Annotated in this window: 3 protein-coding genes; all 3 read right to left on the reverse strand. The window is 65.4% G+C overall.

The genetic code is table 11. The features are described 5' to 3' along the window. Positions 1 to 24: 24 nt before the first annotated feature. Genes recD through recC form a run of 3 tightly spaced genes read right to left on the reverse strand, consistent with a single transcriptional unit; the run spans position 25 to position 9,250 of the window. Positions 25 to 2,100, reverse strand: coding sequence for an exodeoxyribonuclease V subunit alpha (recD, locus tag ACQZ2L_RS20340; protein ID WP_430327575.1), 2,076 nt, complete (start codon positions 2,098 to 2,100; stop codon positions 25 to 27). After that, positions 2,097 to 5,774, reverse strand: coding sequence for an exodeoxyribonuclease V subunit beta (gene recB / locus ACQZ2L_RS20345; RefSeq protein WP_430327576.1), 3,678 nt, complete (start codon positions 5,772 to 5,774; stop codon positions 2,097 to 2,099). Before recB ends, recD begins: the two co-directional genes overlap by 4 nt. Continuing rightward, complete coding sequence (gene recC, locus ACQZ2L_RS20350; protein WP_430327577.1) at positions 5,771 to 9,250, reverse strand: exodeoxyribonuclease V subunit gamma; 3,480 nt, start codon at positions 9,248 to 9,250, stop codon at positions 5,771 to 5,773. Before recC ends, recB begins: the two co-directional genes overlap by 4 nt. Between the last annotated feature and the right edge of the window lie 141 nt (positions 9,251 to 9,391).

Below are 9,391 nucleotides of genomic sequence, written 5' to 3' on the forward strand. Positions count from 1 at the left end.
ATATTGCCGCTGCTGCGCAGAGCGTCAGCCTTGCTCGAGCATTAGCCCGGATATGCGCCGTACCCTGCGTTCAACAGCCTCTTCAAACACTCCTGCGCGTGGTTCGATCAAGCTGAAGCAGTGCTTGGCGCGGGTTATGCCGGTATACACCAGCTCCTTGGTCAGCACCGGGTTGAGCGCATCCGGCAGCACCAGAGCGGTGTGGCTGAACTCCGAGCCCTGCGATTTGTGCACCGTCATGGCGTAGACGGTTTCGACTTCATTGAGCCGGCTGGGCAACACGAAGCGCACGCCGCCGCTGCCGTCGTTACGCGGGAAGGCCACGCGCAACAGGGCTACGCCGCGCTCGTCAGGCAGGCGCAGGGCGATGCCGATATCGCCGTTCATCAGGCCCAGACCATAGTCGTTGCGGGTGACCAGCACCGGTCGGCCTTCGTACCACGGCTGCTGGCTGTCGATCAGGCCAGCGCTGTGCAGCACGCGGGTGACGCGCTCGTTCAGGCCCTGCACGCCCCATGGCCCTTTGCGTACTGCACAGAGCAGCTGGAAGTCCTCGAAACTGTGCAGCACCTGGCCGGCCCACTGCTCCCAGCGCGGGTCGTCTGCTGCGGTCGCGGGCGGGGGTCGCAGGCGACCGATGTTGCGCAGGTAATGCCGGTAGCCCTGCGGGCCCTCGGTGCCGCGATCAAGGCCGTCGAGCAGCAGCCGGTCGAAGCGCCGATCATGCTCGCCTTGCAGCGACAGGCTATGCACATCGTCGAGCTTTTGCGTCAGCAGTTCGCGCGCCGCCTGGGCTTGCTGGCGGTTGACCAAGCGGGCCAGCTGACCGATCCCGCTGCCCTCGCCGAAGCGCCGTGAGTGGCGCAACATCACCACCTGCTGGGCAAGAGGGTGCTGCTCGGCGTCGCCGGGGGTAAGGCCGCTGTCGTGCAGGGACTGTCCGCCGACCTGCTCCAGCCAAGCGCGGGTGGCCGCCGAATAGAAACCCTCCTCGGCATCGCGGCACAGGTCACCGAGCACTGCACCGGCTTCAACCGAGGCCAACTGGTCCTTGTCACCCAGCAGCACCAGACGCGCCGACGGCGGCAAGGCGTCGAGCAGCACGGCCATCATCTCCAGGTCGATCATCGATGCTTCGTCGATCACCAACACATCCAGTGGCAACGGATTGCCAGCATGGTGGCGGAAGTGACGCGAGCCAGGACGGCTGCCAAGCAAGCGGTGCACGGTGCTGACGTCGGTCGGAATCTGCTGGCGGACCTCAGCGCTGACCTCAAGCATCTCGACCTGCTGGCCAATCGACTCGGTCAGGCGCGCAGCGGCCTTGCCGGTGGGCGCCGCCAGGCGAATCCGCAGCGGCCTGCCCTGCTCCACCGCAGGCCCTTGCAGCAGTGCCAGCAGACGCACCACGGTAGTGGTCTTGCCGGTGCCGGGGCCGCCGGTGATGATGCTGAACGAGGCGCGGGTAGCCAGGGCGCAGGCGAGTTTCTGCCAGTCGACCTGGCCTTGCGGCGCGCCACCTTTGAACAGCTGCTCAAGCCGTTCCGACAGCGCTGGGGCGATGACTTGATCCGCTGCCAGGCGCTGGCGCAGTGCGTTGTCGATCTGCCGCTCGTAGCTCCAGTAGCGGCGCAGGTACAGGCGCAGGCCGCTAAGTACCAGTGGTCGCGCGCTGTGCCCCGGCGTATTGCCAGTGGCCACTAGCGGGCTGGCCGCGATGCGCTGGCACCAGGTGTGCTGATCGAGCTTGCTCAGCAGTTGTGATGGCAGCAGCAATGGCCCGTCGAGGGCATCACCTTCCGGTGGCAGCGACAGAGCGAAATCTGGCTCGGCCAGAGTCTGGGCAAGGTCCAGGCAGACATGCCCGTGACCCAACTGGTGGCTGGCCAGGGCAGCGGCGAGCAACAGCAGCGGGTCGCTCCCGGGCGCACGCTCTTCAAGAAAACCCACCAGCGCGCGATCGAGCGCACGCAGCCAGCCGCGCTCAACCCAGCGGTCGAGCAGGATCAGCAGGTCATGGCTGCTCTGCAGTGGCGCCAGGGCTGCCAACTGCTCGGCTTGCAGGGGGGTTGGCAACAGGTCTTCAAGGCGGCGGCTCATGGCGCGGCTCCGGCAAACAGGTCCTGCTGTGCGGGCACCGGAGCGCCGCGGAACAGGGCATCGAGGGCTTCGATCAGCTCGCGTGGGGGCTTGCTGAAATACACCCCGTGGCCTGCCCGGCTGGCGCCACGCAGGAAGATGAACAGCGCACCGCCGACATGGCGGTCGTAATCGTAGTCGGGCATGCGCGCGCGCAACTGGCGGTGCAGCGCGAGCAGGTAGAGCACGTACTGCAGGTCGTAACGGTGATCGAGAATTGCCTGTTCCATGGCCAGCGCGTTGTAGCTGTGCAGGTCCGGGCCGAGCCAGTTGGATTTGTAGTCGGTCACGTAATAACGGCCGTCCAGCTCGAAGGCCAGGTCGATAAAACCTTTGAACATGCCGTTGAGCTGGCTCGGTTCGGCGGCGGCACGCGCGGCGCCGCCGTGGGTATGCCGGGTCACCAACTGATCAAGCTCGATGACGTCGACCTTGTGACTGGCAAACCAGAATTCCATCTCGATCTGATATTGCTGCAGGTGCGCCAAGGTCAATTGGCGATCCTGGCCATGTAACGGCAGCGGCTCGACCAGCAGATGCTGCAGCCACTCGGTGAGGCCCGGGATCCAGCCTTTCCAGTCCCGTCGGTTGCAGCGCTGGCCGACCGTATGTTCGATCAGCTCGGGCTGCTGGCTGACTTCGGCGAAGCCCTCACGCCCGGCCCACTCGAGCAGACCGTGCAGGAAGGTGCCGGGATTGGGCCCACGTGGGAAGCGATGAATGTCGCCGCTCTGAGCCGGGATATCGCGCAACTGCTGGGAGTCGATGCGCTCGTCATCGGTCAGCTGCTGGGCCAGCGAGCTGTCACCGGCCAGGCTCTGGTCGCCCACGCGCAGGGCGCTGTAGGAGGCGATCCACCAGTTCTCTGCCGCAGCCCGGCGTGGCTTGCGCGCAACGATCAGCTCGTGGCCATCTTGTGGCGGCAGATAACGCTGTTCGTCTGCGCCGGGCAGCTCCTCACAGACGATATCCGCGCAGGTCGCTTGCAGGCTTTGCAGCCACTCGGCCAACTGTGCCGACGATGCCAGCGGCAGACCGCCGCCGAGCAGATAGCCCAGGGCCGAGCGATGCAGCAGCGAGTGTTTCTGGTTACCGCGTTTGAGGTCGGCTACACCGAGCCAGCAGGCGTGCTGGGCGCGGGTCAGGGCGACGTAGAGCAAGCGCAGGTCTTCGGCCAGGCGCTCGTCATCGGCGCGCTCGATCTGCTCCTGATCGGGTGTCAGGGTCAGGTGCGCGTGGCCGTCGCTGTCGTGCCAGATCAGTGGCAGGCGCTGGCCATCGACCGGCTTGCTGGTGCAGATGAACGGCAGGTAAACCAATGGATACTCAAGGCCCTTGGACTTGTGGATGGTCACCACCTTGACCAGTTGTTCGTCGCTTTCCAGGCGCAGGATCTGCTCTTCGCCCGCCTGCCCGGAGCCGGCCAGGTTTTCGCCCAGATGGCGGATCAAGGCCTGCTCGCCATCCAGTTCGCCGGCGGCCTGCTGCAGCAGTTCGGCCAGGTGCAGCAAATTGGTCAGCACCCGCTCGCCGTCGCTGCGGGCGATCAGCCGGCGCGGCAGTTCGAAGTCATGCAGCAGGCGCCGCAGCATCGGCAATACGCCCTGGCGCTGCCAGGTTTCGCGGTACTGGCGGAAGCGCATGACCCAGTCTTCCCAGACGCGCTCGTCCTGATTCAGCCGTTCGAGATCAAGCAGTGATTGCTCAAGGGTCGGGCTGGCCAGGGCGGTCTTGAGCAGGCGCTCGGAGTCGGGCTCGGCGCAGGCCTTGAGCCAGGCCAGCAGGTCGTGGGCCTCCTGGGCGGCGAACACCGAGTCTTTGTCCGACAGGTACACGCTGCGCACATCGCGCGCTGCCAGCTCGGCGCGGATCAACTGCGCTTCGCGGCCGTCGCGTACCAGAATGGCGATATCTGAGGGCAGGCAGGCTGTTAATTTGCCATCGGGCTTTTGGAAACCACTGACGCCCTGTTGACCGCCATTGAGCAGGCCGACGATATGGCTGGCGCAACTGGCGGCCAGTTGCTGACGATAAAGGGTGTTCGACACCGGCTCGTCACTGTCCAGCCGCCAGCAATGCAGCGCGGCGGATGGCTGGCCGTTGATCAACAATTGCTCGCTGCGACCTTTGGCGTGAACCTCGATGAACGGCAAGGGGTTGTCTTGCCCGTCGCGGAACAGGAACGCTCCGCGGCCACTGCTACGCCCTTCTGCGGCGAGGAACAGGCGGTTGACCGCATCGACCATGGCTTTGCTGGAACGGTAGTTGGTGTCCAGGCTGTGCAGGCGCCCGGCAGTGGCGCGGCGGGCGGCGAGGTAGGTGAAGATGTCGGCACCGCGGAAGGCGTAGATTGCCTGCTTCGGGTCGCCGATCATGAACAGGCCGGTTTCGGCGTGGTTCTGGCTGATCTGATAGATGCGCTCGAAGATGCCGTACTGGACCGGGTCGGTATCCTGGAATTCGTCGATCAGGGCGACCGGGAACTGCTCGCGGATCAGCGCAGCCAGGCGTTCGCCGGACTCCTGATTGAGCGCGTGCTGCAGGCGCAGGAGCATATCGTCGAAGCCCATCTCGGCACGCCGGCGCTTCTCTTGCTCGAAGCGTGCTGACACCCAGCTGGCGGCATGCTCAAGCAAAGGTACTTCCGGGCTGGCCAGGCCTTGTAGCTGCTGGCGCAGGGTTTCCATGGCGTGCAGGGCCGGGTGATCGGGCGGGTCACCATGCTTCCAGGCTTCGGCCATGCCGGCTGGAGTCAGGCGGGTGAAGCCGGTGCCCAGATCCAGTTCGAGAACCTGATCGTCGCCAGCCCAGGCGCGCAGTTTTTCGAACCATGGCTCGAAATAACGCGCCTGCAGCTTGCGCCCATCGGCGTGCTTGGCCGCAACCGCCGCGTGGCAGATCTGCTGCAGCTCGTCGGCCCAGACGCCCCAAGGCGCCTTGAGCTGGCACAGCTGCTGCGCGCGTTGCTCCAGAGTGGCTTCGATCAGTGCCTGCGGCTCGATATCATCGGCGCTGCTGGCAACGCGGCCAAACAGCGGACGCAGGCGCGGCAACAAGGCATCGGGGCTGACCCAGTTGTTGCGCACCCAGCTCAGGGACTCGCCGCGCATGCCATAGCAGAAGCGCCGCCAGTAGTCGCGCATAACCTGGCCAAGCAGTTCGCTGTGGTCGGTCTCAAGGCTTTGGGTAAACAGGCTGCCGCTGTCGAAGGCGTGTTCGCGCAGCATCCGCTGACACCAACCGTGGATGGTCGACACGGCAGCTTCGTCCATCCACTGCACGGCCACTTCCAGGCGGCTGGCACAGCGTGGCCAGAGTTCTGCCGGGTAGTCGCCACGCAGCAGCTGCAGCAGCGGGTCGGCGTCGGCCAGCTCGTCACGGAAGAACCGTGCGGCTTCGGCCAGGCGCGTACGAATGCGCTCGCGCAGCTCTTTGGTGGCCGCATCGGTAAAGGTCACCACGAGGATCTGCGGCGGCAACAGCTCGCGGCCAAAGCCGTGCGCGTCGCCATGGCCGAGGATCAACCGTAGGTACAGCGCCGAGATGGTGAAGGTCTTGCCGGTACCGGCGCTGGCTTCGATCAGCTGGCTGCCATGCAGCGGGAAGCTCAAGGCCAAGGGGCGGGCCTGGGTCATGCGGCACTCTCCGGATTGCCCTGGGTTTGCCAGGGCGCGGCGAACAGGGGGCGGTACAGGGCTTCACACCAGCCTTCGAAGGTTTCATCGGCGCTCAGTGCGGCGAAGTCGCGGAACTGCCGGGCCAGGGCGAGGCTTTCGCTGCGCTCGCCAAAGCTGTTCTGGCCGTCACCTTCGTAGGCGCGGGCGGCAGCGGCCAGGGCTTTGTCAGGGTCGTCCTGGCCGAGCCAGGCGAAGGCGGTCTTGGCTGCCACCGGCAGCGGCGCGTTCATGCCGGCCTGGCGTGCGACCAGCAGATCAGCGAGCCGTTCACTGGCCTCAGCCTGTGGCAACGGCTCCAGCAGCAGGGTCAGGTCGCTGGCCACCAGTGCACTGTGCAGCGGGTAGCCGGCAGCGCAGGCGGCCAGGTGCATGACCCAGGTCGGAATCAGCCGATGGCGCTTGAGGTTGTTGCGCCCGGCACTGATGGTGTTGGGGATGGTGGTGATACTGAGCAGGCTTCGGTCGCCTGCCTGATACACCCGGCCGAGCCAGCCTTGCAGGCGCTCGCGGCCATGTTCGAAGTGAATCGGCAGCGCGCCTTCGACCAGGGTCGGCCAGCGTTGTAGCAGGTGTCGATGACGTTGCAGCAGATTGGGCAGGGGCTCGATCAGCTCGGCCTGGAGGATCTCGCCAAAGCCGGCCAGCGGCAGCAGGCCGTGGCCTTGTAGGCGGCGCGCCTGGGCGTACAGGGCCGGCTCGGCGTTGTCCGGGTCGGCCAGGGCAGCCTCCAGCAGGCTTTCGCTGAGGCCGTAGCGCTGCAGTGCGTCGAGCACGAACGGTTCTTCGTCCGGGGTCGGTGCCTCGAGTGACTCGAAAAAAACCTTCAAGCGCTGACGGAAGAAATGCCGCACCGGGTGGCGTAGAAAGTCCTGCAGTTGGGTCAGGCTCAGCGGCTCGTCATTGACGTAGGGCGCTAGCGTATCGTCTACGGGCGGTGTGGCATCCTCGGCCTGATGCAACAGCTGCCACTCATGGGCATAACTGAATAGTGGGCTGCCTTTCTGGAAGTAGCGCTGGCTGAACGGTTGCAGCGGGTGCTCCTGCGTCAGGCCGTGCAGCAGTTGCACGCCTGCGCCTTCGCGCAGGCCTGGCTTGGCGTTGGCGATTTGCCAACCGGCGGCGAGGTGATCGCGCAACTGGCCGATCAGGACCGAGGCAGGTCGCTCGCTGTTGTCGCGGATGCTGCGCCCTACCCAGCTGACATACAGCTGGTCGCGGGCAGACAGCAGGGCTTCGAGCAGCAGGTAGCGGTCATCCTCACGGCGCGAGCGGTCGCCTGGGCGGTAGTCACTGGCCATCAGGTCGAAATCCAGCGGCTGTTGGGCTCGCGGGTAATCGCCGTCGTTCATGCCCAGCAGGCAGACCACCCGGAACGGGATCGCCCGCATCGGCATCAGCGTGCAGAAGTTTACTGAGCCGGCCAGGAAGCGTTGAGACAGCTTGCCCTGATCCAGACCTGACAGCCACGCCTCGCGCACCACTGTCAGCGGTAGTGGGTCGTGCAGAGCGACGGTATCGCAGGTTTGCAGCCAGGTGTCGCGCAGGTCCTGCAGCTGTACCAGGAGAAACTCGTCATGCTCGTTTTCGGCCAGGAAAAACACCTGCAGCAGTGCATTCAGGCGCTCGCCCCATTCAACTGCTGTCGCCGCTTGAGCGAGCTCGACACAGGCCACATCAAGCGCATCAAGCAAGGCCACCAGCGGGCCGATCAGCGCGGCATCAAGACCGCCGATCTCGTCGTACGGCTCGATGCCGTCGCAGCCCTCGCCTACGCCCACAGCGTAACCGAGCAGCATGCGGCGCAAGCCAAACCGCCAACTGTTCTGCTCCAGCCCCTCGGGCAGGCCGAGGCTGGCGCGCTGAGCGGCACTCAGGCCCCAACGGATGCCGGCGCCTTCGATCCAGCGATGCAGAGTCGGCAGGTCGCTTTCCTGAATGGCGAAACGCGCGCGCAGTGCCGGTACGTCGAGCAGATCGAGTATCTCACTGACGGCAAAGCGGCTGTCGGGCAGCTTGAGCAGGTGCTCAAGGGCGATCAGTAAAGGGTCGCGGCCACGCTGGCCCTGGTCGGTCAGGGTGAACGGAATGTAGCGCGGGTCGTGGCGATCGAGCTGGCCAAACACCGCGCGGATATGCGGGGCGTAGTCATCGATGGCAGGCAGCATGACGATGATGTCGCGCGGGCGCAGGGTAGGATCGGCGCTGAAGCGGGCCAGCAGTTGGTCGTGGAGGATCTCGACTTCACGCTGGGCGCTGTGGGCGATATGAAACCTGACCGAGCGGTCCTTGGTCGGGTCCACTGCGGGCCAGACTTCGCGGGTTTCGGCCAATGGCCGCAGCTCGAGAATGTCATCCTGCAGCTGGTTGAGCAGATTGCCTGGCTGGGCCTCGCTGAACAGGTCGATGCGGCCTTCGTTGAACACGCCCAGGTAACTGGCAGGGTCGTCGTAGCTGTCGAGCAGGTTGATGTAGTCGCGACCCTGCTTGCCCCAGGCGGCCAGCAACGGGTGGGCATGCTGATGCAAGCTCTCGTCGTCCAGCTGCAGGGGCATGCCCTGCTTGCGCTGCTGGCGCTTGTACTGGTGGCGGAGCAGGTCTTTGTCGGCAACGATATCGCCCCAGTGGTGACGACACGGGTTGTGCACGCAAAGCAGCACCTGGCTGAAACGGGCCAACGCTGCCAGCGCTTCGAGTGCCTGCGCCGGCAGGGACGAGATGCCAAAGACGATGACTCGCGCGGGCAGGCCCTTGGGCGGCTGCTCGAGGCTGTTCATGCGCTCGATAAAGCGCTGGTGCACGCCGGCACGACTCTGTTCCATGCCGGCCTGGCCGACATCTTCGAGCAACGCCCGCCACAGTTCGGCCTGCCAGCAGTTGCCGGCAGCCAATGGCTTGCGCTGGGCGCGCGCGGTGTTGAGGACATGCTGACCGGCTGCCCAGTCCTGCAGCCAGTCGGCGCGGTACACCTGGTATTGGTCGAACAGGTCAGCCAGGCGCTCGGCCAGCTGGTAACGCTTGCGCAGGTCGCTGTCGTCAGTCAGAAAGCGCCGTAGCGGCTCGAAGTGCGGCCGCTCGATCAGCGCCGGCAGCAAGCGCATCAGGCGCCAGGTCAGTGGGGCCTTATCGAGTAGGGATACTTCGGGGATTTCATCGCGGCCGAGTACCTTGCGGTACAGCTGCCACATGAAGGTACCGGGCAATTGCACATCGATGGCGGCAGCGATGCCACAGCCGCCGCTGTCATCGTCTTGTGGGTCTTCGGCCAGGGCGAGCTTCAGCCATTGAGCGATGCCGTTGCTTTGAACCAGGGCGACTTCGTTTTCCAACGGGGCCAGAGGGAAGCGGCGCATCATACTCACCACCAGGCTGCGCAGGTCGTCCAGGCGGTTGCCGTGAACAATCATGAAGCCGGGGTGCAAGCGGGTATCTGCCATTGCGCTCTCTCTGAAAGGCGGTCGTCCTGGGGGGAACCATATCATGCGATGGGGGCCGCTTTGCGGCCCTTTCGCGACACAAGGCCGCTCCTACAGGACGTTACGCGGTCGGCGTAGGAGCGGCCTTGTGTCGCGATTGGG

This window comes from Pseudomonas shirazensis (assembly GCF_050496565.1).
Lineage (GTDB): Bacteria > Pseudomonadota > Gammaproteobacteria > Pseudomonadales > Pseudomonadaceae > Aquipseudomonas > Aquipseudomonas shirazensis_A.